Raw genomic sequence first — 26,852 nt, forward strand, 5'->3', positions numbered from 1 at the left:
CTTCACAGACGGTCTCGCCGTGCTCCTCGTCGTTGACGAGGTTGCCGCCGCACTCGGGACAGACCGTCTCGTCCTCGAGCTCGTCCACTCGCTCTTCCTGGTTCGATTCTCGCTCCCGTTCGTCGTAGCTCCTGATTACCTTACTCATGTGTATCACTTGCGGAGGGTCTTGCCGGTCCGGGCGAGAGACCGACTCCTCTCGTTCGCTAACTATAGGTAAGGCCGAAAAGTACTTAAATGTTTCGGATGATTTGGTTTCGAGACGACGGCGTTAAACGGGCTGAGGGTAGCTTTGGCGGGTTATTACGGTAGAGTACTCTAATTCAGGCAATCGAAAAGATTAAATGCAAGTAGATGCCCCGGCAGGCCTCGGGCCCGCTACTCGTCGAGCACCGATTCGAGCGCGTCCATCGTCCGTCGCACCTTCTCGCGGTCGGCGTTGTACCCCATGTGACCGACGCGCAGGACGTCGTCCTCGTAGGGTCCCAGACCGGTCGCCAGCACGACGTCGTGGTCCTCGTCGAGTCGTCTCCGGAGGTCAGGAGCGCGGCCGTCCACGTCGAGCGCCGTCACGGTCGGCGAGCAGTACGCCTCGGCGTCGGGAAACAGGGACAGGCCGAGTTCGGCCGCCCGCTCGCGACAGTAGGCGGCCACCTCGGCGTGGCGCTCGCGGACGGTCGCCGGCCCCTCGTCGAGCAGGCGGTCGAGCGCCTCGTCCAGTGCGGCGACGTTCGCGCCGAGTTGCGTGTATGGGAACTGTGCGTCGTCGTGGACCACGTCGTCCCAGGGGGCGAGGTTGGCGTAGAACGTCCGCGGCTCTCCCTCCCGCGTCGCTTCCCAGGCGTCGTCGCTGACCGAGAGCGTCGTCAGTCCGGGGGGTGCGCTGAAACACTTCTGGGACGCGCCCAGGCAGACATCGATGCGTTCGGTCGGGACCGCGACGCCGCCGAGCGAGGAGACGGCGTCGACTATCGTCAGCACGCCGGCGTCGTCCAGCACGCCCAGTATCTCGTCCAGGTCGTTCAGCGTCCCCGTCGGCGTCTCGCAGTGGACCATCGTCGCCACGTCGAACGACCGGCCGTCGAGCGCGTCTTTCACGTCCTCGACGTCGAGCAGTTCGGTCGGCGGCGCGTCGCAGGTCGTGACCCGACCGCCGTACTGTTCGACGAAGTCGGCGAACCCGTCGCCGTACAGCCCGTTCGAGAGACAGAGCACGTCGTCGCCCTCGCTCACGAGCGACGCGACCGCCGCCTCCAGCCCGAGGATTCCCTCCCCGCCCATGACGACCACGTCGTCGTCGGTGTCGTAGACCGTCGCGAGCTTCTCGGTCACGTTCCGGTACAGGTCGCGGAACGACGACTCGACGTCCGGATTCGGCATCGGCTCGCTCATGCGTTCCCGGACCGAGGCCGGAACCTCGGTCGGGCCGGGTGTCATCAGCATACTTCCATCTGGGCGACGACGGCTTATCAAACCCGCCGGGGGAGTCGTTCGTCGGGGCGAAATCGCTCGCGGACCGGAGGACGTTCCGGCCGTCCGGACGGGCACCGCCCTCAAGTGGGTGGCACCCGAACGCCGTACCATGACTGTGGGGGACGACGGAATACGGAGTCCGGCGATAGCGAGTCTGTGGAAGCGACTGGAGCGGACGACGGAACTGGCGGGTGCGAAACGCCGGACGCGTCTCGAGTCCATCCGCGACGACGCGGTGCGGTACCGGAACAACCCGAACATCGACGAGGGGAAACTGGACGCCGTCGAGAGCGAGGTCGGCCGGCGACTCGCGGAGGCCAGCGAAGCCAGCGACTAGTTCTCGACGCGGCCGAGCACGTCGAGGTTGTGCACGACGGCGACCAGTTCGCCGGCCGCGACCTGGCGGTTGCGCGTCTCGACCCAGTCCTCGAGCGCCGCGTCGTCGAGCGTCGGTTCGTCGGCCAGCGCCCCGCCGATCGTTCGGAGGAGGTACCGGAGGAAGTACGCCTCGTCGGCCGGATACCCCCCGTCACGGGGGTGGACGACCCAGTCCGACCCGCCGGCGACGAGCACGCGTACGCCGTGGTCGGGCAGGCGTGCGAGCAGTCGGCGGCCGGCGCGGCTGGACCCCTGGCCGTCGTCGAGGTGTTCGTGATAGCGGGCGAGGACGTCGTCGTCGAGCGCCAGCGGCGGTTCGAACCCCGTCTCGCCGTCGAAGACGACGGAGAAGTAACAGAGACCGCCGGGGACCGCCGAACGCAGCGCGGGCAGCGCGTCGTCGAGATCGAACAGGTCGAGGACCGCGTGGCCGACGACCGCGTCCCAGCGCCGGTCCGCGTCGTGGGCGAACGCGACGGCGTCGTCCGCGACGAACTCGACGACGATATCCTCGCGCGCGAGCGCGTCACCCTCCTCGTCCTCGCGGAACCCCCGCTGGCGCAGGCGGTCGCGCGCCGCGTCGACGTTCCGCTCGTTGAGGTCGACGGCGGTGTACCGGAGGCCCCCGGGAAGGAGGCCCCAGTCGTCGAGGCGCTCGACCATCGTCCCGATGCCGGCACCGACCTCCAGAACCGCGGGGTCGTCGGGGAGTTCGGCGACGAAGCGGTCGAGGACGCGGCGGTCGAGCGCCCGGTCGTCGACGGTGCGCTTGGCGGCGAGGTAGCGCCGGAACGCGTCGTCCGGTTCGGTCACGCCGGCCCCACCTCGCGGAGCAGTGCCTCGACCGCGTCCGCGGCGTCGTCCCAGTCAGGCTGTCGCTCGAACCGACGGCGTGCGCCCTCGCTCAACGCCCGGAGCAGGTCGCGGTCGTTCCGGACACGGCGAACGGCGTCAGCGACGGCGGTGGCGTCGCCGGGCGGGACGAGCAGGCCGTTCTCGCCGTCCGTGACGACCTCGCTCGCGCCCCCGGCGGTCGTCGCGAGCGCGGGGACGCCGAACGCCATCGCTTCGAGGTAGACGAGGCCGACGCCCTCGTACAGCGACGGGACGGTCAGCAGGTGACTCTCCGCGAGGCGGTCGGCGACCGCGTCGTCCGGGAGTCGCCCGACGAACGTCACCCGGTCGCGGAGGTCGAGCGCCCGGACGCGGCGGCGGACTCGCCTGCCGTACCCCGGGTCGGCGGTCCCGCCGACGACGGTGAGATGCCAGTCGCCGTCGACCTGCGCGAGACCGTCGAGCAGGACGTGGATGCCCTTTCGCGGTTCGAGGTTGCCGAGGAAGCAGAGTTCGAGCGGGCCGTCCCCGGGCGCGCTCGTCGCGGTGGCGTCGACGGGCGCGAACCGGTCGCCGGCCGGCGGGGCGACCGCGGTCGGCAGGTCGGCCAGCGCGGCGACGGTGGCCCGCGTCGTCTCGCCGTTGCAGACGGCGGCGTCGACGCCACGGAGGTAGCGACGCTCGACGGCGCGGTAGGCGGCGTTGCGCCAGCGACCGCGCGGCTCGCTCGATCGGAGGTGGTGGACGACGGTGACGACGGGAGCGTCGACGCGGCGGTTCGCGGCGACGAGCGAGGGGTGACAGAGCTCGTCTTCGACGACGACGTCGGCGTCGGCGAGCCGCGAGGGCAGGCCGGACCCGTAGTTGTGGGTGAGCGCCCGGGCGTACGATGTCCAGGGCAGCGAGACGACGTCGACGGCGTGGCCGCGGTCCCGCAGACTGTCCACCAGTCGGCGGTCGTAGCGGAACCCGCCGGACTGCTCGTCCAGCGAGCCGTAGACGACGAGCGTGAGGTCCATCACACCGGCCGCTCGAAGGCGACCCAGGCCTCCTCGTCCTCCCACAGCCGGAGGGTGGCCTCGCTCACCGCGTCGGCGTCGAGGGGGGCGAGCGCGCGGTCGCAGAACTCGCGGGCGAGGTGCTCGGCGCTCGGGTTCTCGCCCTCAAACTCCGGCAGGTCGTTCAGCGTCGCGTTGCGATAGCGCTCAACGACGTCGTCGAGCGCGGCCCGCACGTCGTCGATGTCGACGAGGTAGCCGAACTCGTTCAGCGACTCGCCCCGCAGGCGGAGGTCGGCCTCGTAGCGGTGCGAGTGCAGTTCGCCCTCCGGGCCGGGGTCCGGCACGGTGAGGTAGTGCTGTGCGACGAAGGTCCGTGAGACGCTCAGCTCGTACATGGTCGGGATGGTCAATCGTAGGTGAAGAGGACGCCGAGGGCGTCTTCGGGGTGGTCGTCGAGCAGTCGATACGCGCGGTCGGCCTCCGTGACCGAAATCCGGTGGGTGACGAGGCGCTCGACGTCGAGGTCGGCGAGGCGTCGCCACGCCACCGACAGCCGCCGGGCCTTGTCCCAGCGCCCCCGGAGTTCGGGCGCGACGGTGCTGACCTGCGTGCTCTCGATGGCGATGCGGCTCCGGTGGAACCGACCGCCGAGGTCGAGGTCGGCGCGCTTCTCGCCATACCACGAGCCGACGAATACGCGACCGCCGTAGCCCGTCACGGCCACCGCGTCGTCGAGCGCCGCCGGGTTGCCCGAGAGTTCGAACGTCAGGTCGGCGCCGTCGGGCGTCGCGTCGGAGTCGAGCGCGTCCCGAACTTCGTCTGGTGCGTCCTCGGGGGCGAGAGCGCGGTCCGCCCCCATCTCGCGCGCCAGTTCGCGACGTTCGGGGTAGCGGTCGAGGGTGAGGAGGTCCGCAAGTGGGCAGTCCGCGAGCAGGGCGGTTGTCAGCAGGCCGACGAGGCCTTGGCCGAAGACGACGGCCTGCTCGCCCACGCGCGGGTCGCCGTCGAGCAGGAAGTTCACCGCCGTCTCGACGTTCGGCAGGAAGGCGGCCTCGGCCGCGGACAGTCCCTTCGGCACCCGGTGGAGGTCGTCGGGCGACGCGAGGAAGTGGCTCTGGTGGGGGTGGAACGCGAACGCGCGCTCGTCCGTCCAGTCGTCCGCGACGTTCGCCCCGGTCGCGGTCACGCGGCCGACGGCGGCGTAGCCGTACTGGAGCGGGAACTGGAAGTCGCCGGCGAGCGCGTCGATGGCCTCGTCGGACGTCATCTCCTCCGGCGCGTCGCCCCTGTAGACCAGCAGCTCGGTGCCGGGGCTCACGGCCGACACCTCCGTGCTGACGCGCACCTCGTCCGGTCTCGGTTCCGGAATCTCCCGCTCGCACACCGTCACTTCTCGGGGGCCGGTGAACTGGAGTGCTCTGACGGCCGTCACAGCCGCTAGGCGACGGTGACACGGAAATTCGTTTCGGCTGTCACGCTCCGAAGCGGGCGAGGACGGGTGGTCGGACGTCACTCGCCGTCGTTCTCCCGCTCGCCCGCCACAATTACTTTTGCCACGCCGACGAAACTTTGCGAAGGTGTAACAATGCCAATACCCGGTGACGACTCGTTCATCGAGGACGAGATGGAGGAGGCAGCGGGGGAGGAGAACGAGGACGAACAGGAGGAAAAAGAGAGCGCCGGGACCGCCCCGGACGTCGGCGGCGAGGCGTCCGGAGCCGAGGCGGACGAGGACCGGTCGGACGAGAACGGGGAGGCCTGAGATGCGCGTCGCGGTCGTCGGCGCGGGCGTGGCCGGACTCGGCGTCGCGTGCGCGCTGGGCGACGCCGCCGACGTGACGCTGTTCGAGCGTACCGACCGTCCGGGCGGTCGCGCGGCGAGCCGTACCGCGGACGGCTGTGTCTACGACACCGGCGCGAACTACGTCAAGAGCGACGACGACCGCGTCTCGCGGCTCCTGCGCGACGAACTCGGCGAGGGCCTCGCCGCGGTCGAGGGCGACGTCTGGACGTTCGACGCCGACGGCGAAATCTCGGAGGGACGGGGCGACGACGCGCCGAAGTGGACCTACCGCGAGGGGCTGGCGACGCTGGGCGACCGCCTGCTCGACGAGAGCGGGGCGACGCTCGAAGCCGACGTTCCGGCCGAGACGCTCCGCCGGGGGGACGGCGCGTGGCACGTCGAGGACCCAGCTGGCCGCCGGTGGGGGCCGTGGAACGCCCTCGTCCTCACGCCACCCGCACCCACGACCGCGTCGCTGCTCGACGGGGCGGACTGGCAGTCGGCCGTGCGCCGGGACCTCCGCGAGCACGTCGGCCACGTCCCCTATCGCCCACTGCTCTCGGTCGCGCTCCACTACCCCTTCGAGGCCGAGCGGCCCTACTACGCCCTGGTGAACGACGACAAGGACCACGACGTGGGGTGGCTGGGGCGCGAGGACTGCAAGCCCGGACACGTCCCCGACGACGAGAGCTTGCTGGTCGTCCAGATGGCCCCCGACTGGTCGGCCGAGCACTACGACCGCGCGGACGACGACGTCGCCGCCGCCGTCGCCGACCGGGCGGCTGACCTGCTCTCCGACGACGCGCTCGCGGCCCCGGACTGGTTCGACGTGGTGCGCTGGCGCGACGCCCTCCCCAACGACGGCGCGGACCCCGAGACGCTCCGCCGCGCCGAGGGCGACGACCTCTGGTTCGCCGGCGACTGGGTGGCGGGCGAGGGCCGCGTCCACAGCGCGCTCCGGAGCGGCCTCGACGCGGGCGAGCGCATCCGGGCGACGCGGTCGGCCGACCGCTGACTCCGTCGCTCCTCTCAGGACCCGGTGCGCTGGACGAACAGTCCCAGGACGAGGTAGGCGAACGCGGCGGCTCCCGTCACCGTCGCGCCCGCGCCGGCCAGGACGACGCCGGCCGCTCCGGCCGCGAGGCCGAGGACTTCGAGACCGAGTCCGCCAGCGAGCACGGCCATCGACGCGAGCGCGGTCCGGTCGCCGGCCACCGGAAACCGCCCGACTGCCGGCGGATAGAACTGGTACGCGACGCCCACGATGGTGAGTCCGAGGAAGCCGAGCAGGTTCGAGCGGCGGTGGGCCAGCGTCAGCGACGCGTCGACGCCGCGGAACGCGAACCAGAGACCGACCGCGACGCCGACGACGCCGAAGGCGGCCCCGGCGAGGACACCGTAGAAGCCGACGCGGTCGCGGTCCGTGCGGACGAAGAGGACGGCGTACGCGAGCGCAAATCCGCCGACGGCGGTCGCTTCGAGGACCGCGCCGGTGCGGAACCAGGGGCCGCGCCGCAGGACCCCGACGGCGAGCAAGAGCGGCCCGAGCGCGCCGGCCGGCAGGACGACCGCGACGAGCGCCCGCGGCGGCGAGGCGACGAGGAACCGCGGTAGCAGTCGGAATCCGACGGCGAAGAGGACGAGGGCGGCGAAGCCCGCACCGAGGAGGTGGGTGGCCTGCGGCGCGTAGGCGACGAACAGCGTCGGCATACCGGTTGCAAGCGCCAGCGTCTCGTAGGTGCCGACCGCGAGGTAGGCGAACGCCGCGGGAACGACGGCGTTCGCGGCGCGGTCGACGCCGCGCCGGTGGGCGTTCGCCTCCCCCGTTCCCGTCTCGCCGCCGGTCGGGTTCGTCCGGACCGTCCACGCGAGCGTCCCGAGGAAGACGGCGACGCCGGCGGCCCACAGCACCGCACCGACGCCGTCGAGGCCGCCGAACCGGTCGACCCCCGACGGTCGGACGCCGGCGGCGGACAGTGCGAGCAGCGCCGCGCCGCCGGCCGTCAGCGGCAACTGCACCGCCGGCGCGCGAGCGAACGCCAGTTCGTGGTCGAAGTACGCGGGGACGAGCGAGTACGCCTTCCCGAAGACGACGTGGAGCACGAACCCGTAGAGGCCGAGGACGACCGCCGGAGCGAAGCCGTGCGCTCCGACCGACCGGCCGACGCCCGGCGCGCCGGCGGTCGCCGCGAGGACGACGAGTTGCCACGCGACGAGAAAGAACGCACCCACGGCGACGGTCCGGCGCGCCCAGCGCGAGACGAGTGCCGACGACATCGTCACAACTGGTCGCCGCCGCGACAAAACGTTTCCCCCGAACGCCGCCGCTGTGGGGTCAGCGGGCGTGCCAGTCCAGTTGCGCGGCGACGGCGTCCTGGTACGTCGACTGGCGGAGCAGCGTGACGAGCACGCCGAAGTGGCCGACGTCCCACTCGGTGCGGTTCTGCGGCGGCACGCCCCACCTCGACAGCACGTCGCGGGCGTCGCCGTACGGCGCCATGCGGTCCCGGCGACCGGCGAACGGGAACACTCGCTCCGGCGGGACGCCGGCGTCGTCCGGCGGCGTCAGCAGCGGGGCGAACTCGGCGAGGCGGTCGTCGGTCCAGCCGGCGTCGCGGAGCGCCTCGCGGACGCCGAGCAGTCCCGTCAGTTCGCTCCCGGCCAGCACGCGGTCGAGGCGGGCCGACGGCGCCGCCGGGAACGCGAGGTCCGGCGTCATCTCGTCGGGCCAGGGGCCACAGAAGCCGGCGAGCAGGAGGGTGGCGATGCCGCCGAGGCTGATACCGCCGACGCCGACGACTGGCGCACCCTCCTCGCGCGCCCAGGCCGTTAGCACGGCCCACTCCCGGAGCTGGGCGGCGTAGAGCCGGACGAGCGAGACCGGCGGCTCCGCGAGATACGGTTCGCCGCTGTACCGTCCGGGGCGCTCGCGGCGGCCGTGCCACGGCGACTCAGGGAGAACGACGCGGTATCCTCGGGCGGCGAGTTCGCGGCCGACGTACTCCTCCTCGGGCCAGTACGACAGCAGGTCGTACATCATCCCGAGACCGCTCCCGAAGACGAGCGTCGGCAGGCCGTGCTCCTGCCGCGGCTCGAACACTTTCGCCGACGCCGGTTCCGCGACGTGTTCGGACACCGACGGGAATCGGACCCAGTACTCGGACGTGTCGGGACCGGGAACCGTCGCAGACGTCTCGACCGCAGGAACTCGGTCGGGCGCCGCGTACGCGCTCGCGGGGTCGTCGAGCCGCGACTCCCACGCCGCGAGCGCGTCGTCGGGGTCGGGAACGTCGAAGTCCACGGCCGCGACCCGTTCGGCGTCCGGCGTCGCCTCCAGCAGGTCGCCCGCTCGCGCCCAGCGTCCGCTGACGGTGCGGCGGTCGGTTTCGAGCGCGACACGCCCGTCGAGCGTCGCGTCGCCGCCGTCCCAGAAGACGGTCTCCCAGCGGACTTCGAGCGCGTCCCGGGCGCGCTTGCGACCGCGGTGGCGTTCGAGCGCGTCGCGGACGCGTTTGCGACCCGCGGCGCGGTCGATTCCCAGTTCGTCGAGGTAGGCGTCGACGCCCGCCGACGCGGTCCGGTCGGCGACCGCGCGGAGTCGCGCCGTCCGGAACTCTCGCGGGAGGCTCCGGCGCTTCAGCCACTCGTAGGGTCGCGTGGTGAGCAGTGCGCCCGCTGGCGATTCGATGGCACGGTGGACGCGCGGCGTTTCGAGGTGGGCTGGCATCGAGGGCCGTACGCCTCCTCCCGGTACGTGCGTTACGGGCGTTCGGGCGACGCGGCGACGGGTCGTCGCCACGCGGCCGTGTCGTCCGTCGGGAGGAGCGACGGCCGGAACGCGGCGTCACTCCTCGCGCTCGTAGGCTCCCTCGCGCCGGAGTTCGCCACGTTTCGCCAGCACCGAGGGAGTCCGACAGACACCCGCCGCGCCGGTCGCCTGCGGGACGGTGCAGTTGTTGCAGTTCTCGCAGGCGACGGCGGCCTCCTCCGCGTCGAGGATGCGGGCGGGCAGGCGCGGTTCGGCGTAGAACGGTCGACCCATCCCCACCGCGTCGCAGTCGCCCGTGGCGAGCAACCGGTCTATCTGCGGTCGCTCGCGGATGCCGCCCTCCGCGAGCACCGGGACGGCGACGCGCTCGCTGACGCGCCGGGCGAACCGGCGGTTCCACGCCGGTTCGAAGTCGTACTGCAGGGACTGGAGCCAGTTCAGCGCGGCCACGCCGAGCGCGCGGAGTCGGCTTCCGAAGGCCGTCTCGTACCCCTCGCGGAAGCGGTCGTCGCGCCACGCGCGCCCCGGAAACTCGCCGCGGACAATGCTGGCGTCCCAGAACACCGAACACTGGACCGGGACGACCGCGTCGAAGCCGGCGTCGGCGAGGCGTTCGCAGAGCGCCACGCCGTCGTCGAGCGTGAGGTGGCGGCGCACGAACGCGGGGGCGGCCGTCTCGGCGGGCACCTTCGTCATCACCGGCACGTCGGGGCCGACGCGCTCGCGGATCTCGTCGTGGACCAGTTCGAGGAAGCGAGCGCGGGCGGCCCGCGACCCGCCGAACTCGTCGTCGCGGCGGTTGTAGAACGGCGAGAGGAACTGCTGGACGATGCCCATGTTCGCCCCGGCGACGTGGACGCCGTCGTAGCCGGCGTCGACCGCGTACGCGGCACAGCGCCCGAAGTCCGCCGCGAGGTCGTGCACCCCGGCCGTGGTGAGGACGTGCGGGTCGTACTCGAGGAACCCCGCGCGGTCGAGCGCCCGGAGGACCGCGGGCGGCCGCGAGACGGCGAGTTGCCGGAGGTCCGGATTGGCCGCCCGGTAACCGGCGTGCCACGTCTCCATGCTCCGGAGGCCGCCGTGTTCGAGCTGGACGAAGATGCGACTTCCGTGGGCGTGGACGGCCTCCGTGAGGCGTTCGAGGTCGGCGACGAACGAGGGGTCGTGGACGCGGGTCATCCCCGGCGCGGCACAGCCACCCCGCTCGCGGACCACGGTGGCGCCCTGGCATATCAGCCCCGCGCCGGCCGCGGCGGCGGGTTCGAGGTCCGCTATCAGCGTCTCCACGGCGTCAGGGCCGTTGCCGGCGCACTCCAGCAGCGGTGCGCGGTAGAGCCGGTTCGGCAGTTCGACGCCCCCGACGTCGAGGGAGTCTTCGAGTTCTGCCACGGTGGCCGTCGTTCGGTGCGTCCCGGCGTAAAGGTTTGCCGCGCTGACTCCGCCCCCGTTTCCAGGTCGCCGTCGTCCCTCGAGCGCACACCGCGGGCCACGCCGCTGGGAACCTGACGACCCCAGGGAATATCTTCACCGTCTGGCGGAAACGGTAGCCTGTCTCGCCGACGACAGGGCTAGCGATTGACAGAATCCCCCGCGTCTGGATAATCGAGGGAAAGAAACGGGGTGAACCTCTGTGGCCACTATGCTTTTGTCTATCGGCAGGTTATGTAGCGCGAGGGAGAACCATGCACGACCTGACTGGTTTCCAGCGGGACTTGCTGTACGTCATCGCCGGACTGGACGAGCCGCACGGTCTCGCTATCAAAGAGGAACTCGAAACGTACTACGAGAAGGAGATTCATCACGGCCGTCTCTACCCGAATCTCGACTCGCTGGTCGACAAGGGACTCGTGGAGAAGGGGCAGCGGGACCGTCGGACCAACTTCTACACGCTGACGCGCCGGGGAGCACGCGAGATAGAAGCGCGCCGCGAGTGGGAACAGCAGTACGTGAGCGAAGACCTCACGGAAACCCAGACCGCCTGACTCGGACCCCACGATTTCGAGCACTCGGCGTCGCGGCTACCCGCCGGGCCGCCGACGGACTCGTCACGGCGACAACGCCGCACCGACGACGGCCGCATCGAGCGCCCTGACGCTGCCGAACACGGAACTCTCCTCGCCGATCGCGTAGTCGTCCCCGGCCGCCACCAGCACGTCGTACTCCTCCAGGCGGTCGACGTGCATCCAGACCTGTTTGCGAGCGAGACCGCACCACTCGTGGAGGTCGGCCTGGCTCACCCGTTCGTCGTCGGCGTACAGCAGCGCGTCGAGCATCAACCGCACGGCTTCCGAGCGCGCGAGGTCGCGGAACCCGCGCCGGCCCCGGCGGCGTCGGCGCTCTCCGTCGCGTCCCTGACCGCCGCGTCCAACCGGTCGACGCTCCGGACGACGACGCTGTCGGGATTCGGTCGGTAACCGTCCTCGTCGGCGTGGAACGCCCCCAGCGCGACGAGGTCGTCGAGCGCGCGCTCGACGCGGTCGGCGTCGTGATCGAGGTCGTCGGCGTACGCCGCGGCCGCGCGCTCGTCGGTCGCCTCGGTGGCGACGGCGACGAGGTCCCGCGTCGCGGCGTCCCGGGTGAGAAAGAGCCAGCCGGAGGGGTACGACAGCCGCGCGTCGTGGACGCCCTGCTCGTCGGCGAGCGCCCACATCTCCTCCTCGTTGCGGGCGGTTCTCAGCGACCAGTCCTGCGTGTCGACTTCGAGAGCCATCGGTCACCTTCAGTTCTTCCGGCATAATATTTAAACTGTGCAAGAACACGGCGACCGTCGCGGACTCGCCGCCGGCGTCAGGATGGCACGGTGCGGCGCTCGCCGGTCACCCGGGAGAGCGCGAGTGCGACCACCGGCACGAGCAGGACCGCGCCGACGGCGAACGGCGACCAGCGCCCGACGACCGCGTACAGCGCGGCCATGACGGGCGGTCCGACGGTGCGACCGAGGCTACCCGCCCCCTGCGTGACGCCGAACGCACGACCCTGGGTCGCCCGCCCCGCGCTGGTCGAGACGAGGGTCGTCATCGACACCGTCAGCAGACCGTTGCCGACCGAGAGCACCGGGAGCACCGCCAGCAGCGCGACCAGTTCGGGCGTGAGGAACGGCGGACCGGCGAGTGGCGGGACGAGCGCCCGCCCGAGGTCGGGCGCGAGCGGGATGGCTGCGAGCGCCACCGAGAGCAGCCCCGCACCGGCCAGCGCGACCCGGGCGTCGCCGTACCGCCGCGAGAGCCGACCGACGAGCACGCCCTGGACGACGACGCCGAGCACGCCAACGTAGGTCAAAAGCAGTGCCGTCTCGCTCGCGCCGTAGCCGTAGGCGTCGGCCGCGAAGGGGATGAACATCACCTGGACGCCCGAGAACGCCACCGACATGAGGAAAAACGAGACGACCAGCCCCCGGAGAGCGGCGTCCCGGAGCACCATCGCGAAGTCGGCGAGGAGCGACGTCGGGTCCGGCGCGTCGCCGGGCGCGCCGGTCTCTTCGAGGAACGCTGCGGCGAACCCGAAGTTGACCACCGAGAACCCCGCCGCGGCGAAACTCGGCAGCGAGAACCGCGTGGCCGGGACCGCCGCGGGGAGGACGACGCGGGCGGCGGCGACGACGGGGTCGCTGGCGAAGAAGCCGCCGATGGCCGGGCCGAAGACGAAGCCGAGGCCGAACGCCGCGCCGACCAGCCCCAGTCCCTTCGCGCGCTCCTCGGGCGGCGTCACGTCCGCGACGTACGCCTGGGCCGCCGCGATGTTACCGCCCATCGCGCCCGCCAGCATCCGCGAGACGAAGAGGACGAGGACGCTCCCGGCCAGTCCGAACAGCGTCCACGCGACCGCGCTGCCGGCGATGGACAGGAGCAGGACCGGTCGCCGACCCCGGGCGTCCGAGAGCCGACCGAGCAGGGGGGCGAACCCGAACTGCATCAGCGAGTAGGAGGCCGCCAACAGCCCGATGTACACGTCGCTGACGCCGAAGCTGCGGACGTAGAACGGCAGGATGGGGATGATGATGCCGAACCCGAGCAGGTCGACGAAGACGACGGCGATGACGGTGACGAGGGCGCGTCGTGGCGAACGGACGGTCCCCGTGGCGGCCGCGGGCGCGCTCATGGCCTCAGCGTTCCTCGATCGTCTCCGGCGTTCCGCTCAGCACGCCCTGGAGGCCGTCGAGCGGGTCGCCGACCGTGACGCCGTCCGTCGTGATGCGGAACTCCCGCAGCGTCCGCTCGAAGTCGCCGGTTCGCTTCTTGAGCACGCCGACGGCCTTGCGCAGCTCGCCGGCCAGTTCGAGGTGACGCAAGAAGACGATGTTGTCGGCGAGGTAGCTGATTCCGGCGTCGGTCGCCCGAAAATCGCCGGCGACCGTCTCTACCTCGTTGACGAGGATGATGCTCACGCCCATGTCTTTCAGGTGCCGGGCGAGCGTGTGGAGTTTCCGGACCATCGTCGTCTCGTCGCCGTGCAACGACAGCTTGTACCCCTGGATGCCGTCGATCATCACGACGCCGGTGTCGTTCTCCTCGACCTCCTCGCGAACCAGGTGGGCGAACTCCATCGCCGAGTGCTCCAGCGGTTCGACCGCCTCGATGCTCAGGTTGCCCCGTCGCTCCATCTCCTCGATGGGGACGCCGATGGCCTCGTTCCGCTGCACGTACGTCTTCTGCGTTTCCTCGAACATGTAGACGACCGAGCGCTCGCCGCGACTGGCCGCCTCCTTCAGGAACTGCGTGCCGGCGGTCGTCTTGCCGACACCCGTCGGCCCGCTCAGCATCGTCACGGTGCCGCGTTCGATACCCCCGTTGAGCAGTTCGTCGAGCCCGTCGACGCCGGACGGGAGGGGGTCGTCGACGAGTTCGCGGCCGGGCCCGGCGGGCGTGAGTTCGGGGTAGACCGAGATGCCGCCGGACTCGATGCGCAGCGAATGTTCGCCCTCGTGGATGGCCGACCCGCGGAACTTCGGCACCTGGACCGTGCGCCCCCTCGTCGAGCGTCGCAGTTCGATGGTGCCGTCGGTCATGTACTCCAGGTCGTCGTCGGGCGACCGCGACGTGTTCTCGGAGGTGAGCAGTATCGTCGCTCCCTGTTCTTTCAGGTAGCGCATGAACGAGATGACCTGCTTGCGGAACTGGTAGTCGTCCGAGGTGAGATACCGGAGCTTCGTCAGCGGGTCGATGAAGACGCGGTCGGGTTCCGTCTCCTCGATGCGTTCCGTTATCCGGCGGGTGAGCGGCTCCTGTTCGACCTCGCTCGGCGTGAAGATGTCGTAGGACTGTCCGTCGACGAACACGTCGGAGTCCGGACTCAGGTCGAGGAAATGAACGTCCGAGAGGTCGATGTCGAGCGTCGCGGCGTTCTGTCGGATATCCCACTCTGCCTCCTCCAGGTTGACGAAGAGCACCGTCTCGTCGGCGTCGACCCCGGCGGTGAGATAGTTCATACCGAGGATGGTCTTGCCCGTTCCCGGGTCGCCCTTGACGAGATAGCTGCGACCGGGTATCAGTCCACCGTCGAGAACTTCGTCGAGACCGGCGACGCCTGTAGCGATTCGCGTCGAGGGAGCGTCCGTCATCGCTTGCCCGAAAATGGTTCGAGGGTGGGTATATGTTTACTGGGCAAAGATATACTGTTTGACACACTCACGCCCATCGGCCGGGCGCTCGACGTGCGAAGGCGGTCGTCCGCGGTCGCTCGCGCTCCCGGGGCGCCCCGCGACGACCGCTTCGGTGTGGAGTGCTGGCCGACGACCTCCAGCCCTCCCGGGGATATCTAGATAGATCCCTGGAAAGATACCTGAATATGTGGCCGCGTCCTCCGCGCCGGGGGTGGACGGACGGCGGTCGCGGCCGCGACGCTATCGGAAAGAACGTAGGGGAGCGTAGCCGCTTTAGGTGCGTACTACCAATCGACGGACACGATGAACATGCTCGTCGAGGGGGAGTGGCGGACCGACGCGTACGAGACGACCGACGAGGAGGGGGAGTTCGACCGTCAGGAGACCTCGTTCCGGGACTGGGTCGAGGACGACCCGGACGCCGAGTTCCCCGCGGAGGCCGGCCGGTACCACCTCTACGTCTCCCACGCCTGTCCGTGGGCGCACCGGACGCTGCTCACCCGGGCGCTGAAGGGGCTGGAGGACGCCATCTCCGTGTCCGTCGTCGACCCCTATCGCGAGAACGACGGCTGGGAGTTCTCGCCCGAGCGACTCGGCTGTACCGCCGACCGAATCAACGGCGCGGAGTACCTCCGCGAGGTGTACACCGCCGCCGCCCCCGAGTTCACGGGCCGGGTGACGGTGCCCGTACTCTGGGACACCGAGCGCGAGACCATCGTCAACAACGAGTCCGAGGAGATAATGCGGATGTTCGACACCGCGTTCGACGACGTCGCCGCCCGCAACGTAAGCTTCTACCCGGAGGGGTACCGCGAGGCGGTCGACGAGACCATCGACGCGGTCTACGGCCCCATCAACAACGGCGTCTACCGCGCCGGATTCGCCGGAACCCAGTCGGCCTACGAGGCGGCGGTGGCCGACCTCTTCGACGCGCTCGACCACTGGGAGGCGGTCCTCGACGACCAGCGCTACCTCTGCGGACCGGTGTTGACCGAGGCGGACTTCGCCATGTTCGTCACGCTCGTCCGCTTCGACGCGGTGTACCACACCCACTTCAAATGCAACCGGCGACGCGTCGTCGACTACCCGAACCTCTGGAACTTCCTGAAGGAGCTGTACCAGCTGCCGGGCGTCGCCGAGACGGTGAACCTCGACCACATCAAAGAGCACTACTACCGGAGCCACGCCGACCTCAATCCGAAGCATATCGTGGCCGTGGGCCCCGACCTCGACTTCGAGGCTCCCCACGACCGCGACCGACTTCCCGGCGGACCGCCCGAGGCGCTCCAGCGATAACGTCGACGCGCTCGCCCGGGAGTCAGTCGCCGTCGGTCTCCGCCGGTTCCTCCAGCGCCGTCGCGACCTTCTCGATGGGCGTCGGGGGCCGGCCCCCTCCGTCGCGTTCGGCGAGTTGCGTCCGGCAGGACGCGCCGGGCGCGACCACCGTCGCGGCGTCGCTCTCCCCGACCTTCTCGAAGAGGATGCGCCCGATGGCCCGCGAGAGGTCGTCGTTCTCGACGCGGTAACCGAAGCTACCGGCCATGCCGCAACAGCCCGAGTCGAGGGGGTCGACCGCGTAGCCCGCACAACGGAGGACGCCGACCGCGTGGTGGTCCCGGCCCAGCGCCTTCTGATTGCAGTGGCCGTGGTAGGCGAGCGACTCGTCGGTGTTGCCGAACGCGAGGCCGTCGTCCAGTCGCTTGCGGTCGAGGAACTCGCAGACGCCGAACGCGGCGTCGGCGACGCGCTCGACCGCCGCGCCGGAGAGCAGGTCGCGGTACTCGTCCTGGAAGACGGCGGCGTCGGAGGGTTCGACGAAGACGACCGACCAGCCGTCGGCGACGCGGGGGGCGAGCGCCGCGACGTTCGCCTCGGCGCGCTCGCGGGCCAGGTCGAGGAAGCCCTCCGAGTAGGCCGCCCGACCGCTCGGCGCGAGGTCGTCGGGCACCCGCACGTGGACGCCCGCGGCCTCCAGCACGCGGACGGCCGCCTTGCCGGGGCCGGGATAGCTGTAGTTCGTGTAGGTGTCGGGGAACAGCAGGACGCGCTCGTCGGCCTCGCTCGCGGGGACGCGGGGGCCGCGGGCGTCGAACCAGTCGGTCAGCGTCTCCCGCCGGAAGGGAGGGAGGTCGCGGCTCGACGCGACGCCGAACCGCTCCCCGAGGCGGTCGGACCCGGGCAGGGTGGCGAGCCAGTTCGAGACGGGGGCGAGCGCGCTCCCGAGGGCGGCGAGGCGGTCCGCGTTCGCGAACGCGCGCTCGCGGAGGCCGGCCCCGTTGCGGCGGTGGTGTTCGTGTTTGACCTCGGCCTTCAGCTTCGCGAGGTCGACGCCGGTCGGACAGTCGCTCGCGCATCCCTTGCAGCCGAGACAGAGGTCGAGCACCTCGCGCTGGAAGCGCTCCGTGAACAGTTCGTCGGCGGGGAGGTCGCCGCCGATGGCCGCCCTGAGCAGGTTCGCCCGGCCGCGCGTGGTCGTCATCTCGTCCTGCATGCCACGGTAGGAGGGACACATCGTCTCGCTGTCGGTCTGTCGGCAGGTGCCACAGCCGTTGCAGAGTTCGACGAGGTGCGAGAAGCCGCCCTCGTCGGAGAAGTCCTGGACCGTCCCGGGTTCGAGCGACGAGTACTCGGGACCGTACCGCAGGTGCTCGCGCATGTCGGTCGGCCCATCCGCGTCGTCGCGGAAGACCACCTTCCCGGGGTTCAGCCGCCAGTCCGGGTCGAACGCCGACTTCAGCTCCTTGAACGCCGACCACAGCTCCGGGCCGTACAGCTTCGGGTTGAACTCGGTGCGGGCGAGGCCGTCGCCGTGCTCGCCGGAGAACGCGCCGCGGTGCTCCAGCACCAGCGAGGTGACGTCCTCCGCGATGGCGTGCATCGTCTCCACGCCCGCCTCCTCCTTGAGGTTCAGCACGGGCCGGATGTGCAGGGTTCCGCTGCCGGCGTGGGCGAAGAAGGCGGCCGAGGTGCCGTGGTCGTCCAGTATCGCCCGGAACTCGCGGGCGTAGTCGGCGAGCTCGTCGGGCGGGACGGAGGCGTCCTCGATGAAGGGGTACGGCTTCGGGTCGCCCTCCATGCTCATCAGCAGCGGGATGGCGGCCTTCCGGAGCTTCCAGAGCTTCGCCTGCTCGTCGGGGTCGTACGCGGTCAGGGCGTCGAACGCCGGTCCGTCGTCGAGCAGTTGCGCGTTCGCCCCCGAGACGGCGTCGGCGAAGTCGTCGTGCAGTTCGGAGTCGAACTCCACCATCAGGACCGCCGCGGCGTCCGCGGGAATCGGCTCGGCGTAGGCGGCGTACTCCGTCGACTCACTGGCCAGACGGACCACCTCGTCGTCCATCAGTTCGACGGCGCTGGGGGCCAGTTCGAGCGCCTCGGGAACGGCTTCGAGCGCGTCGAGCAGGTCGTCGTAGCAGTACACCGCGAGCGCCGTCTCCTCCGGGCGCGTGACGAGGTCGAGCGTCGCCGCGACGACGACGCCCAGCGTCCCCTCCGCGCCGACGAACAGCTTCGAGAGGTCGATGCAGCGCTCGCCGTCCTCGCGTTCGTAGACGACCTTCTGGAGGTTGTAGCCGGAGACGCTGCGTTTGAGTTCGGGATACCGGCGGTCTATCTCCTCGTGGTTGTCCTCGACGAGCGCCCGGACCGTCCGGTAGAGTTCGGCCTCGCGGTCGTCCCTCCCGACGATGTCGTCCCACTCCGCCGAGTCGAGGACGACCTCGCGGGTGGAGATCAGCGACCCGTCGGCGAGCACTACGTCGAGGCCGGCGACGTAGGCGTCGGTGATGCCGTACCGGACCGAGTGTGCGCCCGTCGAGTTGTTGCCGATACCGCCGCCGACGGTCGCGCGGTTCGAGGAGGCGGGGTCGGGCGCGAACTTCAGCCCCCACTGTGCGAGGTGGTCGTCCAAGTCGTCCTGGACGACGCCCGGTTCGACCACCGCGCGGCGGGCGTTGGGGTCGACGTCGCGGATGGCGTCCATGTGGCGCGAGCAGTCGAGGACGACACAGCCCGGGCCGACCGCCTGTCCCGCGAGCGACGACCCCGCGCCGCGGGGCAGCACCGGGGCGTCGTGGTCGGTCGCGACGCGCACGGCGGCCTGCACGTCCGCGGCGTTCCGGGGGAAGACGACGCCCGCCGGTCGCGCCTGGTAGACGCTTCCGTCGGTCGCGTACAGCACCTGGGTGTACTCGTCGAACCGTACCTCGCCGTCGACGGCGTCGCGCAGGTCGGCCGCGAGTTCGGGCGACTCGTCCGGCCGGTCGTGGCCCAGCGAGTCGCGGTACTGTTCGAAGTCGGGGGCGTCGTCCGGGGTGGCCATGCCAGTGAGGAACAGGCACGGAACAATAAAACCGGGGCCGGACGAGACGGTCACTTCCACTTGATGGAACAGCCCCGCGACGGCAGGAACTCGAGGTCGACCTCCTCGCCGGCGAGCACGGCGTCGATGGCGTCGCGGACGTAGAACTCGGTGGGTTCGTCGTCGGGGTTGAGCGCGTCATCCAGCCGACCGTGGTACGCCAGCGTGAACGTGTCGCCCTCGTTCCGGAGCAGGAACGGGTCGGGGGTACAGACCGCGCCGTACGCCTCCGCGGCAGTCTGGCTCTCGTCCCGCAGGTAGGCGTCGTACCGTATGCGACCCTCCTCGACCCACTCGACCATCGTCTCGAAGGAGTCCTCGGGGTACTCCTCGGCGTCGTTGGGGTTGACGCCGACGACCGCGACGTCGTCGTACTCGTCGGCGACGTCGTTCAGGAGGTCCATCTTCGCCTGGGCGTACGGGCAGTGGTTGCAGGTGAACACGAGCAGGACCGCGTCGTGGTCCGCGAAGTCCCTGAGGGTGTACGTCTCCCCGTCGGTGCCCGGAAGCTCGACGTTCGGTACCGGCTCTCCGCGTTCGAGGGTCTCTTCGGACTCTTTTGCGACCATGTCCGTCGCTTCGGCCGCCGACACCAAAGAAGTTCGCCGCCGGAGATGTCGACGGCGAGACGGGAGGGAAACACTAACGAACCGACCGGGCGTGGGGCCGGGTGTGAGAGAAGCCACCGCGGTTCGGACGAAAACGGGGGGCAGAGCGTGACGAGCACCGCCGAACGGGTCGTCGACATCCTCGAGACGCTGGGCGTCGAGTACGTCTTCGGCTACCCCGGCGGTCGCGTCATCGAACTGCTGGACGAACTGCCCGAGTCGGACGTGTCGGTCGTCCGACCCCGCGACGAGCGGGAGGGCAGCGTCATGGCCGAGATGTACGGCCGCCTCCACGGCGAGCCCGCGGTACTCGCCGGTCAGGGCCCCTGGATAGGGAGTCTCGGCACCATCGGTCAGATGGAGGCCCGCCTCGCGTCGTCGCCGATGGTCGTCCTGACGGAGGCGAGCGAGCGCGGCGACTACTCGACGCTCGCGCCATACCAGCAGTCGCGCGGCGACTACGGCGGTCTCGACCTCCCGAAGATCCTGGACGGCGTGACGAAGGAACACTGGTTCCCGCGGTCGCCGACCGAGACGCTGCGGAGCGTCCAGCTGGCGTTCAAGCACGCGACGGCGGGCCGCCCCGGCCCCACGGCGGTCATCTTCGACGGCGACGCCATCACCGAGGAGGTTCCGGAGGACCCGATTCCGCCGGTCTGGAACGCCGACGAGCAGGTGCGAAACTGGGAGTCGAAACCCACCGACCGCGACGTCGACGCGGCGGTCGCGGCGCTCGCCGACGCCGACCGCCCCGTGATAATCGCGGGCAACGGCGTCCACGCCGCCGGAGCCTACGACGACCTCGAAGCGGTCGCGGAGACGTACGACGCCGCGGTCGCCACGTCGTATCTCGGAAAGTCGACGTTCCCCGAGACCCACGACCTCGCGGCGGGCGTCATCGGCTCGTTCGGGCACGAGGGCGCGAACCGGGTGGTCAGCGAGGCCGACGCGCTGCTCGTCGTCGGCTGTCGTATGAACCCGATGGACACCAACTGGCAGGCCCCGGACTTCATCCGACCGGACGAGCAGACCATCGTCCACGCCGACGTCGACACCCGCAACGCCGGCTGGGTGTACCCCGCGGACGTGGGTCTCGTCGGCGACGCGAAAGAGAGCCTGCGGGCGCTCGCCGACGCGGCGGGCGGGGCAGACGCCGGCAACGACTGGGCGCGCGACCGGGCGGCGACGGCCCGCGACTCGTTCCACGCGCCGAACTGCGAGAGCGACGCCGCGCCCATCAAGCCCCAGCGCGCGGTGAAGGAGATCGAGGCGGTCGTCGACGAGGACACCATCGTCACGGCCGACTCCGGCAACAACCGCTTCTGGCTGCTGAACTACCTCCAGACCCCCGCCACGCGCACGTACTTCGGCTCGGGCGGCGTCGGCGGGATGGGGTGGGCGACCCCGGCGGCCGTCAGCGCCGCCATCTCGACCGACAAGGACGTCATCGGCGTCGCGGGCGACGGCGGGTTCACGATGACGATGACGAGCGTTGAGATTGCCGTCGAGCAGGGCGTTGCACCCACGTTCGTCGTGCTCAACGACACCAGTCTCGGGATGGTCCGCCAGATGCAGGAGGGCCAGGACGACATCGCCGGCGTGGAGTTCCACGACACCGACTTCGTGACGGTCGCGGAGGGGTTCGGCGCGGACGGTACCCGCGCCGTCTCGCCCGACGAACTCGCCGACGCGCTTGCGGCGGGCCGGGAGAGCGAGGTGCCGTTCGTCGTCGACGTGCGCATCGACCGCGAGGAGGAGATGGCCGAGCAGTTGCAGTCGTCGTTCTACGAGGCGGTCGGCGGGCTACACGAGTAGCGGGGGAAGGTCGCTCGCTTCGCCCTCACCCCACAGGCGTCGCTCCTCGTACCGGGTTCGCCGCTTGGCGGAACCGTGAGGGGCGAGATTCGGGACCGTCTCAGGCGCTACAGATGCTGTGGAGGTCGTCCAGCGACTCTATCTCCCAGGTGGGCCAGACGTTGAGGTCCCAATTGCGGCGGTGGGGGCGACGGATGAACGCCGAGTCGATGCCGGCGTTCTCGGCGGCCCTGACGTCCGACTCGTTGTCGCCGACGAACAGCGCGGAGTCCGCGTCGAGGTCGGCCAGCGCGCAGTCGATGTAGTAGGAGTTCGGCTTTCGGCGGTCGAGGCTCTTGACGGTCGCCTCGCGGCCGTAGGCCGTGCCGAACATGCTCGTGTAGTCGAAGTGGTCGAGGAGGAAGTCGACCGTCTGCTGCTGGTTCGAACTGACGATTCCCATCGCGGCGTCGAGGTCGGCCAGCGTGTCGATGTCTCCGTATGGAGTCTTCCGTCCCGCGCGGGCCTCCTCCTGCTGGGCCAGCGAGGACGTGCGGTCGAGCGTGCGCCAGAACGTCTCCCGGTCGAGGTCGTACTCGTCGCAGACGACGTCGACCTGTCTGGGGGTCGTTCCGACGGTCATGTTCTCTACGTGGTCGGGGTCCGGGTCGGTCACACCGAACTGCGCGAACGTCTCCTCCGTGGCTTTCCGCAAGACGTCGAAGCTGGTTCGACCGACGAGGACACCGTCGTTGTCGAAGACGACGGTATCGTAGCTCATATTACGTGGTGGGGTGTCGGGGTGATAAGCTTTTCAGTCCGCTCGCGGCGGACCGCGAATTACTTGACACGTCCGCCCCTCGTTCGACCGATGGATTCGGAGCTACCGTCGCCCGCACACCTCGTCGCGGCCCACCTCGCCGTCGTCGTCGCGGTCGTCCACCTCACGCTCGGCGTCTTCAACTGGGTCCGGTGGGCGAGCGCCGGTTTCCTCTTTCCGCGCGACCTCCGATGGCCGCTGTTCGTCGTCTCCGGCCTCGCGCTGGTCGCCGGTCTCCTGCTCGCCGCGCAGGGCCGACATCGCCGTCCCCTGTATCTCGGCGGCATCCTCCTGATGGTCGGGTACGTCGTCGGCTACTTCTGGTGGCATCTCCGTGGTCACCGACCGCTCACCGTCGGGTCCGGTACGTACCACCGCGGCCCGCTCGTCCCCTTCCTGCTGGACCACCTCTTCGCCGGACCGGTCGAGTTCCTCGCCATCGCGTCGGAGGTCGCGCTCGCGGTGGTCCTCTCGTACCTCCTCGTCGCGGAGTCGGCGTAGCCGCGACCGACCGCTACACCTCGGCCATCACGTCGTCGGCGAACTCCTCCAAGACCGTCCGGACGTCGCGGTCGGTTCCCCGGACAGTGACGGCCAGGTGGTCGACGCCGCGCTCCGAGAGCGCCCGGAGGTGGTCGACGAACCACTCGCTCCCCGCGGCGAACCCCTGGTGGACGTGCTCCATCCCGGCGGCGGGATCGGCTCGCAGGTCGACGCGCATCGCCTGGGCGAACGGCTTCTCTTCGTTGGTCGCCGCCCGCCAGTCCGCGACGACGCTCTCGACCGTGTTCAGCGGTAGCTGGTAGTGGAGCCAGCCGTCGCCGTGCTCGCCGATCCACTCGACCGACTGGCGGGCGTTGCCGGTGACGAGCAGCGGCAGCGTCTCGGTCGTCGGTTTCGGCACCACGTCGAGTCGCCCGTCCATCGTCCCGAACGACGAGTCCACCTCGGGGAACTCCTCGGACCAGACCGTCCGGAGGACGCGGACGCTATCGCGGAACAGTTCGCCGCGCTCGTCCTGCTCGACGCCGAACGCGGGGAACTCGGGCGGCCGGTCGCCGCTGGCCACCCCGAGGACCAGCCGTCCGTCCGAGAGCCGGTCGACCGACGCCGCCGACTTCGCGACGTGGAGGGGGTGGCGCAGCGGGAGGACGACGCTGCCGGTCGCGAGCGCGATGTCGTCGGTGTGGGCGGCGACGTGCGAGAGGTAGACCCAGGGGTCGTACACCTGCCCGGCGTCGCCGAACTTCGGCCAGTAGGTCGGGACGTCGCGGAACCAGAGCGCGTCGAACCCCAGTTCGCTGGCGTACCGCGCCAGTTCGACCTGGTCCTCCATCGGCGGTACGTCCTCCGTCGAGGACGTGATGGGGAAGAACAGGCCGACAGAGAGGTCGCCGTCGAACAGCCGCCGGAAGCCGCGGTTCTCGTGGTCGGGCATCGTCGACGGTACGGACGCCGCCGGGGAGAAACCAGCGGCTTCGGCGATGGCCGCGCTCGCGGTTCGTCGGCGCTATCTCGGCGAGTCGTATTGTACACATTTTTTAACACGCCGGACGGACTTCAGCCCGTCATGACCGACACCGAAACGGTGCTGGTGACGGGCGGGACAGGCTTCATCGGGTCGTACGTGGCCGAGGAGTTTCTCGACCGGGGCCACGACGTGGTCGCCTACGACCTCTCGACGGACGCGCGAATCCTCAAAAAGCTCGGAGTCGCCGACGACGTCGAGGTGCGACGCGGCGACATCAGCGACCCGACGGACGTGTTCCGGGCCGTCAGGGAGACGGGCGCGACCCGCATCGTCCACCTCGCGGCGCTGTTGACCAACACCGCCCGTGAGAACCCCCGGTCGGCCATCGACGTGAACGTCCAGGGGACGAACAACGTCTTCGAGGCGGCGCGCACCCTGGACGACCAGGTCGAGCGCGTCGCGTGGGCCTCCTCGGCCGCCGCGTTCGCGCCGCCGGCGAACTACGACGACGACTGGGTGACCGAGGACGACCTCGTCTACCCCGACACGCTGTACGGCGCGACCAAGGAGTTCAACGAACACCAGGCGAAGGTGTACTTCGAGGACCACGACGTGAGCCACGTCGCCCTGCGCCCCACCGTCGCCTACGGCCCGTACCGCGAGACCGGCGGGTCGGCGTTCCTCGCAAACATCGTCGAGAAACCCGCGCTCGGCGAGTCGTTCAGTGTCGAGTACGGCGACCAGGTCATCGACTGGCAGCACGTCGAGGACATCGCGCAGGCGTTCCGCCTCGCGGCGTTCACGCCCGACGACGACCTGAGCCGGCGCGTCTACAACGCCCGCGGCACCGTGGCCACCATCCGCGAGGCGGTCGAGACGGTCCGCGACATCGTCCCCGACGCCGACCTCGACGTGAGCGACGAGGGCGAGCTGCCGTGGACCCAGAAGCTCGACATGACGGCCATCCAGGAGGACATGGGCTACGAGCCGGAGTACGACCTCGAGAGCGGCTTCCGGAAGTACATCGACGTCCTGCGCGAGGAACGCGGGCTGGAACCGCTCGGGTAGCGCCACGACGCCAGACCTTTATCGCGACCGGTACTTTCGTCGCCCGTGAGCAGCGACCAGCGAGCGGCCGACGCGCCGGGAGACGGCCCGTCGGCGGACGACAGGCGGGACCGGGCGTCGGTCGACGCCGACCCCGAACCGGACATCGACGACGTGTTCGACGAACTCGAACAGCTGGAGGAACTCGTCGACGCCGACGAGGAACTGCAGCAGGTCCGGGAGACGATGCGGGTACTCCGCCGGGCGCACCCTCGGGGCACCATCGGCCGACTCAGGGACACCTTCGACTCGCGCGACGTCGGTGAGGCGATGGTCGGGAGCTTCGTCTTCGGCGTCCCGATGGTCGTCGAGGACGGGACGCTGACCATCGGACGGTTCATCGGCCGACAGCCGCCGCTGCTCGCGCTGACGGTCGCGTTCGGCGTCACGCTCGTGCTCGGCATCCTCCACGCCGTCGAGTTCCGACGGTTTCCGGAGGACCTGATACTCGGCGTCGTCCCCGTTCGGCTGGTCAGCATCCTGCTCGTCGCCGGCGGGATGGCGCTCGGGCTGATGACCCTCTGGGGTCGTGTCGAGTGGACGACGCCCTGGATAGCGGCCGGGCAAGTGACGGTGACCGCCATCGTCATGGCGGTCGGTGCGTCGCTCGGCGACGTGTTACCGGGAACCTGAGCCCGCGCTCGCCACGAAGACGGTCGCGTCGTACCCCTCCTGTTCGGTATCGCCGTACCAGCCGAACGTCTCGACCGACAGCCCCAGCACCTCCAGCGCGCCGACCACGACCGCCCGGTCGTAGTCCGTCAGGTCGTGGACGTCGGCGAAGACGTCGCCGTCGGGCGTGACCACGAGCGAGTCCCAGCGGACCCGCCGGTCGCCGAACGGACGTTTCTGGACGAGGCGGGCGTAGGTTCCCTCCGGCCGGTCGTACGTGTACAGTTGCAGCGCCGTCGGCTCCGGCGGTCGCTCGCCCATCGTGTCGAAGACCAGGAGGCCGTCGTCGGCCAGCGCGTCGGCGAGCGACCGCAGGCTCGGCGCGAACGCCTCCGGCGGGAGGTGGTCGACGACGGTGAACGGGAGGAAGACGAGGTCGAACTCGTCGTCGACCGGCAGGTCCGGCAGCCGACCGACGCGGAACTCCGCGTCGGACTTCGTTCGCGCGCGCTCGACCATCGCCTCGTAGCGGTCCACGCCCGTCACCTCGAACCCGCGTTCGCGGAGTCGCTTGCCGTGCTCGCCGGTGCCACAGCCGACGACCAGCGCGCGGTCGCCGCCGTTCCCCTCGGCTTCGAACTGTTCGACGACGAACTCGACCTCCGCGTCGTACTCCTTGTCTGCGTACAGCGCGTCGTACACGTCCGGACGGTCGGCGTAGAGTGCTTCGCTCACGCTCCCCTCTTCGTGACAGCCCGCGATAAAGATGGACAGTCGAACAGGTCGGTCTGCCGTTCTCCGCTCACTCGTCGTCTTCCGGCGGCAGCAGCGTGGAGACGCGCGCGTTTTCCTTCAGTCGGAGGCCGCCCGGGGGGACCGCGAGCGGGACGCGGTCCAGCGACGTCACCCGGAGGCTGGGGTGGAACGCGCCGCGGGCGAGCAGTTCGTCCCGCGTCTGGACCTGCAGCGGCCGGTCCACCCGCAGGCTCTCGTTGTACTCGACGAGATACTGACCGCCGTCGAGACGCCACCACTGGTAGTCGTCGTCCTCGTTTCGCCACTGCTTCTCGTGGGGCGAGAGGGTCGCGTCCTCGAGTTCTCCGCCGCCGAAGTCGACGCGGCCGGCGTCGTCGACGACGTAGACCTCGTTCACCGTGAGGTCCAGACCGCGCTCGGTCACTTGCGTCTCGTCGTGGAGTAGGCCGTCGACGAGGGTCGTCAGGTCGCTCGGTCGCATACCTGGTAC

The 26,852-nt window shown here is 70.3% G+C and carries 27 protein-coding genes; 9 read left to right on the forward strand and 18 right to left on the reverse strand.

Going from position 1 to position 26,852, the window contains the following annotated elements:
* Positions 1-378: 378 nt before the first annotated feature.
* On the reverse strand, positions 379-1,443 hold the full coding sequence (locus ACRYA2_RS15030; RefSeq protein WP_433629715.1) for a pyridoxal-phosphate-dependent aminotransferase family protein: 1,065 nt from the start codon (positions 1,441-1,443) through the stop codon (positions 379-381).
* 139 nt (positions 1,444-1,582) lie between these two features.
* Between ACRYA2_RS15030 and ACRYA2_RS15035 the strand changes: the two genes are divergently transcribed.
* On the forward strand, positions 1,583-1,810 hold the full coding sequence (locus ACRYA2_RS15035) for a hypothetical protein (protein WP_433629718.1): 228 nt from the start codon (positions 1,583-1,585) through the stop codon (positions 1,808-1,810).
* Here ACRYA2_RS15035 and ACRYA2_RS15040 read toward each other — a convergent pair.
* The 4 genes from ACRYA2_RS15040 to ACRYA2_RS15055 are packed head-to-tail and all read right to left on the reverse strand — an operon-like array spanning position 1,807 to position 5,118.
* A complete protein-coding gene (locus ACRYA2_RS15040) occupies positions 1,807-2,664 on the reverse strand; it encodes a methyltransferase domain-containing protein (protein WP_433629720.1) in 858 nt (285 codons plus the stop codon). The genes ACRYA2_RS15035 and ACRYA2_RS15040 overlap by 4 nt on opposite strands.
* On the reverse strand, positions 2,661-3,704 hold the full coding sequence (locus ACRYA2_RS15045; RefSeq protein ID WP_433629723.1) for a glycosyltransferase family 4 protein: 1,044 nt from the start codon (positions 3,702-3,704) through the stop codon (positions 2,661-2,663). Before ACRYA2_RS15045 ends, ACRYA2_RS15040 begins: the two co-directional genes overlap by 4 nt.
* Complete coding sequence (locus tag ACRYA2_RS15050; protein WP_433629726.1) at positions 3,704-4,081, reverse strand: 6-pyruvoyl trahydropterin synthase family protein; 378 nt, start codon at positions 4,079-4,081, stop codon at positions 3,704-3,706. Before ACRYA2_RS15050 ends, ACRYA2_RS15045 begins: the two co-directional genes overlap by 1 nt.
* Before the next feature lie 11 nt (positions 4,082-4,092).
* Positions 4,093-5,118, reverse strand: a complete 1,026-nt coding sequence (locus tag ACRYA2_RS15055; protein WP_433629728.1) for a zinc-dependent alcohol dehydrogenase — start codon at positions 5,116-5,118, stop codon at positions 4,093-4,095.
* Positions 5,119-5,271: 153 nt separating this feature from the next.
* Here ACRYA2_RS15055 and ACRYA2_RS15060 point away from each other — a divergent pair, with 153 nt between their 5' ends.
* Positions 5,272-5,448, forward strand: a complete 177-nt coding sequence (locus tag ACRYA2_RS15060; RefSeq protein WP_433629731.1) for a hypothetical protein — start codon at positions 5,272-5,274, stop codon at positions 5,446-5,448.
* 1 nt (position 5,449) lies between these two features.
* On the forward strand, positions 5,450-6,484 hold the full coding sequence (locus ACRYA2_RS15065; RefSeq protein ID WP_433629734.1) for an NAD(P)/FAD-dependent oxidoreductase: 1,035 nt from the start codon (positions 5,450-5,452) through the stop codon (positions 6,482-6,484).
* Positions 6,485-6,498: 14 nt separating this feature from the next.
* On the opposite strand, the gene ACRYA2_RS15070 is transcribed toward ACRYA2_RS15065, so the two are convergent.
* The 3 genes from ACRYA2_RS15070 to ACRYA2_RS15080 form a co-directional block, all read right to left on the reverse strand.
* Positions 6,499-7,746, reverse strand: a complete 1,248-nt coding sequence (locus tag ACRYA2_RS15070) for a hypothetical protein (RefSeq protein WP_433629737.1) — start codon at positions 7,744-7,746, stop codon at positions 6,499-6,501.
* Positions 7,747-7,804: 58 nt separating this feature from the next.
* Positions 7,805-9,196 carry an alpha/beta fold hydrolase gene (locus ACRYA2_RS15075; RefSeq protein ID WP_433629740.1) on the reverse strand — a complete coding sequence of 464 codons (1,392 nt, stop codon included), beginning with the start codon at positions 9,194-9,196 and terminating at the stop codon, positions 7,805-7,807.
* Positions 9,197-9,313: 117 nt separating this feature from the next.
* A complete protein-coding gene (locus ACRYA2_RS15080) occupies positions 9,314-10,627 on the reverse strand; it encodes an oxidoreductase (protein WP_433629742.1) in 1,314 nt (437 codons plus the stop codon).
* A gap of 293 nt (positions 10,628-10,920) precedes the next feature.
* On the opposite strand from ACRYA2_RS15080, the gene ACRYA2_RS15085 reads away from it, so the two are divergent.
* On the forward strand, positions 10,921-11,220 hold the full coding sequence (locus ACRYA2_RS15085) for a helix-turn-helix transcriptional regulator (RefSeq protein ID WP_113276200.1): 300 nt from the start codon (positions 10,921-10,923) through the stop codon (positions 11,218-11,220).
* A 63-nt stretch (positions 11,221-11,283) separates the two neighbouring features.
* Here ACRYA2_RS15085 and ACRYA2_RS15090 read toward each other — a convergent pair whose 3' ends face one another.
* The 4 genes from ACRYA2_RS15090 to ACRYA2_RS15105 form a co-directional block, all read right to left on the reverse strand.
* Positions 11,284-11,511: a hypothetical protein gene (locus ACRYA2_RS15090; RefSeq protein WP_433629746.1), complete on the reverse strand. Its 228-nt coding sequence runs from the start codon at positions 11,509-11,511 to the stop codon at positions 11,284-11,286.
* Positions 11,511-11,948 (reverse strand): hypothetical protein, encoded by a 438-nt coding sequence (locus ACRYA2_RS15095; protein ID WP_433629748.1) that lies wholly within the window; start codon positions 11,946-11,948, stop codon positions 11,511-11,513. Before ACRYA2_RS15095 ends, ACRYA2_RS15090 begins: the two co-directional genes overlap by 1 nt.
* 77 nt (positions 11,949-12,025) lie before the next feature.
* Positions 12,026-13,336 (reverse strand): MFS transporter, encoded by a 1,311-nt coding sequence (locus ACRYA2_RS15100; RefSeq protein ID WP_433629751.1) that lies wholly within the window; start codon positions 13,334-13,336, stop codon positions 12,026-12,028.
* Between the two features lie 4 nt (positions 13,337-13,340).
* Positions 13,341-14,795 (reverse strand): ATPase domain-containing protein, encoded by a 1,455-nt coding sequence (locus ACRYA2_RS15105; protein ID WP_433629753.1) that lies wholly within the window; start codon positions 14,793-14,795, stop codon positions 13,341-13,343.
* Positions 14,796-15,140: 345 nt separating this feature from the next.
* On the opposite strand from ACRYA2_RS15105, the gene ACRYA2_RS15110 reads away from it, so the two are divergent.
* The gene (locus ACRYA2_RS15110; protein ID WP_433629756.1) at positions 15,141-16,133 is read left to right on the forward strand and encodes a glutathione S-transferase family protein; all 993 of its coding nucleotides are present in this window, start codon (positions 15,141-15,143) and stop codon (positions 16,131-16,133) included.
* Between the two features lie 22 nt (positions 16,134-16,155).
* Here the strand turns inward: ACRYA2_RS15110 and ACRYA2_RS15115 are convergent, their stop codons facing one another.
* Together ACRYA2_RS15115 and ACRYA2_RS15120 are read right to left on the reverse strand one after the other, a co-directional pair.
* Positions 16,156-19,155 carry an FAD-binding and (Fe-S)-binding domain-containing protein gene (locus ACRYA2_RS15115; RefSeq protein ID WP_433629759.1) on the reverse strand — a complete coding sequence of 1,000 codons (3,000 nt, stop codon included), beginning with the start codon at positions 19,153-19,155 and terminating at the stop codon, positions 16,156-16,158.
* A gap of 50 nt (positions 19,156-19,205) precedes the next feature.
* A complete protein-coding gene (locus ACRYA2_RS15120) occupies positions 19,206-19,763 on the reverse strand; it encodes a thioredoxin family protein (protein WP_433629762.1) in 558 nt (185 codons plus the stop codon).
* Between the two features lie 147 nt (positions 19,764-19,910).
* On the opposite strand from ACRYA2_RS15120, the gene ACRYA2_RS15125 reads away from it, so the two are divergent.
* Positions 19,911-21,617: a thiamine pyrophosphate-binding protein gene (locus ACRYA2_RS15125; protein WP_433629765.1), complete on the forward strand. Its 1,707-nt coding sequence runs from the start codon at positions 19,911-19,913 to the stop codon at positions 21,615-21,617.
* A 100-nt stretch (positions 21,618-21,717) separates the two neighbouring features.
* On the opposite strand, the gene ACRYA2_RS15130 is transcribed toward ACRYA2_RS15125, so the two are convergent.
* Positions 21,718-22,377 carry an HAD family hydrolase gene (locus tag ACRYA2_RS15130; protein WP_433629768.1) on the reverse strand — a complete coding sequence of 220 codons (660 nt, stop codon included), beginning with the start codon at positions 22,375-22,377 and terminating at the stop codon, positions 21,718-21,720.
* A 90-nt stretch (positions 22,378-22,467) separates the two neighbouring features.
* On the opposite strand from ACRYA2_RS15130, the gene ACRYA2_RS15135 reads away from it, so the two are divergent.
* Entirely contained in the window at positions 22,468-22,917 is a 450-nt protein-coding gene (locus ACRYA2_RS15135; protein ID WP_433629771.1) for a hypothetical protein, read from the forward strand.
* 13 nt (positions 22,918-22,930) lie between these two features.
* Here ACRYA2_RS15135 and ACRYA2_RS15140 read toward each other — a convergent pair whose 3' ends face one another.
* Positions 22,931-23,854 (reverse strand): LLM class oxidoreductase, encoded by a 924-nt coding sequence (locus ACRYA2_RS15140; RefSeq protein WP_433629774.1) that lies wholly within the window; start codon positions 23,852-23,854, stop codon positions 22,931-22,933.
* Between the two features lie 132 nt (positions 23,855-23,986).
* Here ACRYA2_RS15140 and ACRYA2_RS15145 point away from each other — a divergent pair, with 132 nt between their 5' ends.
* Both ACRYA2_RS15145 and ACRYA2_RS15150 read left to right on the forward strand, forming a co-directional pair.
* Entirely contained in the window at positions 23,987-24,955 is a 969-nt protein-coding gene (locus ACRYA2_RS15145; protein WP_433629777.1) for an NAD-dependent epimerase/dehydratase family protein, read from the forward strand.
* Positions 24,956-25,000: 45 nt separating this feature from the next.
* A complete protein-coding gene (locus ACRYA2_RS15150) occupies positions 25,001-25,627 on the forward strand; it encodes a hypothetical protein (protein ID WP_433629780.1) in 627 nt (208 codons plus the stop codon).
* On the opposite strand, the gene ACRYA2_RS15155 is transcribed toward ACRYA2_RS15150, so the two are convergent.
* Together ACRYA2_RS15155 and ACRYA2_RS15160 are read right to left on the reverse strand one after the other, a co-directional pair.
* Complete coding sequence (locus ACRYA2_RS15155; protein ID WP_433629783.1) at positions 25,613-26,341, reverse strand: class I SAM-dependent DNA methyltransferase; 729 nt, start codon at positions 26,339-26,341, stop codon at positions 25,613-25,615. The two genes, ACRYA2_RS15150 and ACRYA2_RS15155, sit on opposite strands and share 15 nt — an antisense overlap.
* 67 nt (positions 26,342-26,408) lie before the next feature.
* A complete protein-coding gene (locus tag ACRYA2_RS15160; RefSeq protein ID WP_433629785.1) occupies positions 26,409-26,843 on the reverse strand; it encodes a dCTP deaminase/dUTPase family protein in 435 nt (144 codons plus the stop codon).
* Positions 26,844-26,852: the final 9 nt, after the last annotated feature.

This window comes from Halomicrococcus pelagicus, assembly GCF_050954125.1.

Excerpts from the sequence above, each read along its gene's own strand:
- ACRYA2_RS15030 (WP_433629715.1), bottom strand. The coding sequence starts at position 1,443 with ATGCTGATGACACCCGGCCCGACCGAGGTTCCGGCCTCGGTCCGGGAA.
- ACRYA2_RS15035 (WP_433629718.1), top strand. The coding sequence starts at position 1,583 with ATGACTGTGGGGGACGACGGAATACGGAGTCCGGCGATAGCGAGTCTG.
- ACRYA2_RS15045 (WP_433629723.1), bottom strand. The coding sequence starts at position 3,704 with ATGGACCTCACGCTCGTCGTCTACGGCTCGCTGGACGAGCAGTCCGGC.
- ACRYA2_RS15050 (WP_433629726.1), bottom strand. The coding sequence starts at position 4,081 with ATGTACGAGCTGAGCGTCTCACGGACCTTCGTCGCACAGCACTACCTC.
- ACRYA2_RS15060 (WP_433629731.1), top strand. The coding sequence starts at position 5,272 with ATGCCAATACCCGGTGACGACTCGTTCATCGAGGACGAGATGGAGGAG.
- ACRYA2_RS15065 (WP_433629734.1), top strand. The coding sequence starts at position 5,450 with ATGCGCGTCGCGGTCGTCGGCGCGGGCGTGGCCGGACTCGGCGTCGCG.
- ACRYA2_RS15070 (WP_433629737.1), bottom strand. The coding sequence starts at position 7,746 with ATGTCGTCGGCACTCGTCTCGCGCTGGGCGCGCCGGACCGTCGCCGTG.
- ACRYA2_RS15075 (WP_433629740.1), bottom strand. The coding sequence starts at position 9,196 with ATGCCAGCCCACCTCGAAACGCCGCGCGTCCACCGTGCCATCGAATCG.
- ACRYA2_RS15085 (WP_113276200.1), top strand. The coding sequence starts at position 10,921 with ATGCACGACCTGACTGGTTTCCAGCGGGACTTGCTGTACGTCATCGCC.
- ACRYA2_RS15090 (WP_433629746.1), bottom strand. The coding sequence starts at position 11,511 with ATGCTCGACGCGCTGCTGTACGCCGACGACGAACGGGTGAGCCAGGCC.
- ACRYA2_RS15095 (WP_433629748.1), bottom strand. The coding sequence starts at position 11,948 with ATGGCTCTCGAAGTCGACACGCAGGACTGGTCGCTGAGAACCGCCCGC.
- ACRYA2_RS15100 (WP_433629751.1), bottom strand. The coding sequence starts at position 13,336 with ATGAGCGCGCCCGCGGCCGCCACGGGGACCGTCCGTTCGCCACGACGC.
- ACRYA2_RS15105 (WP_433629753.1), bottom strand. The coding sequence starts at position 14,795 with ATGACGGACGCTCCCTCGACGCGAATCGCTACAGGCGTCGCCGGTCTC.
- ACRYA2_RS15110 (WP_433629756.1), top strand. The coding sequence starts at position 15,141 with ATGAACATGCTCGTCGAGGGGGAGTGGCGGACCGACGCGTACGAGACG.
- ACRYA2_RS15115 (WP_433629759.1), bottom strand. The coding sequence starts at position 19,155 with ATGGCCACCCCGGACGACGCCCCCGACTTCGAACAGTACCGCGACTCG.
- ACRYA2_RS15120 (WP_433629762.1), bottom strand. The coding sequence starts at position 19,763 with ATGGTCGCAAAAGAGTCCGAAGAGACCCTCGAACGCGGAGAGCCGGTA.
- ACRYA2_RS15130 (WP_433629768.1), bottom strand. The coding sequence starts at position 22,377 with ATGAGCTACGATACCGTCGTCTTCGACAACGACGGTGTCCTCGTCGGT.
- ACRYA2_RS15135 (WP_433629771.1), top strand. The coding sequence starts at position 22,468 with ATGGATTCGGAGCTACCGTCGCCCGCACACCTCGTCGCGGCCCACCTC.
- ACRYA2_RS15140 (WP_433629774.1), bottom strand. The coding sequence starts at position 23,854 with ATGCCCGACCACGAGAACCGCGGCTTCCGGCGGCTGTTCGACGGCGAC.
- ACRYA2_RS15145 (WP_433629777.1), top strand. The coding sequence starts at position 23,987 with ATGACCGACACCGAAACGGTGCTGGTGACGGGCGGGACAGGCTTCATC.
- ACRYA2_RS15160 (WP_433629785.1), bottom strand. The coding sequence starts at position 26,843 with ATGCGACCGAGCGACCTGACGACCCTCGTCGACGGCCTACTCCACGAC.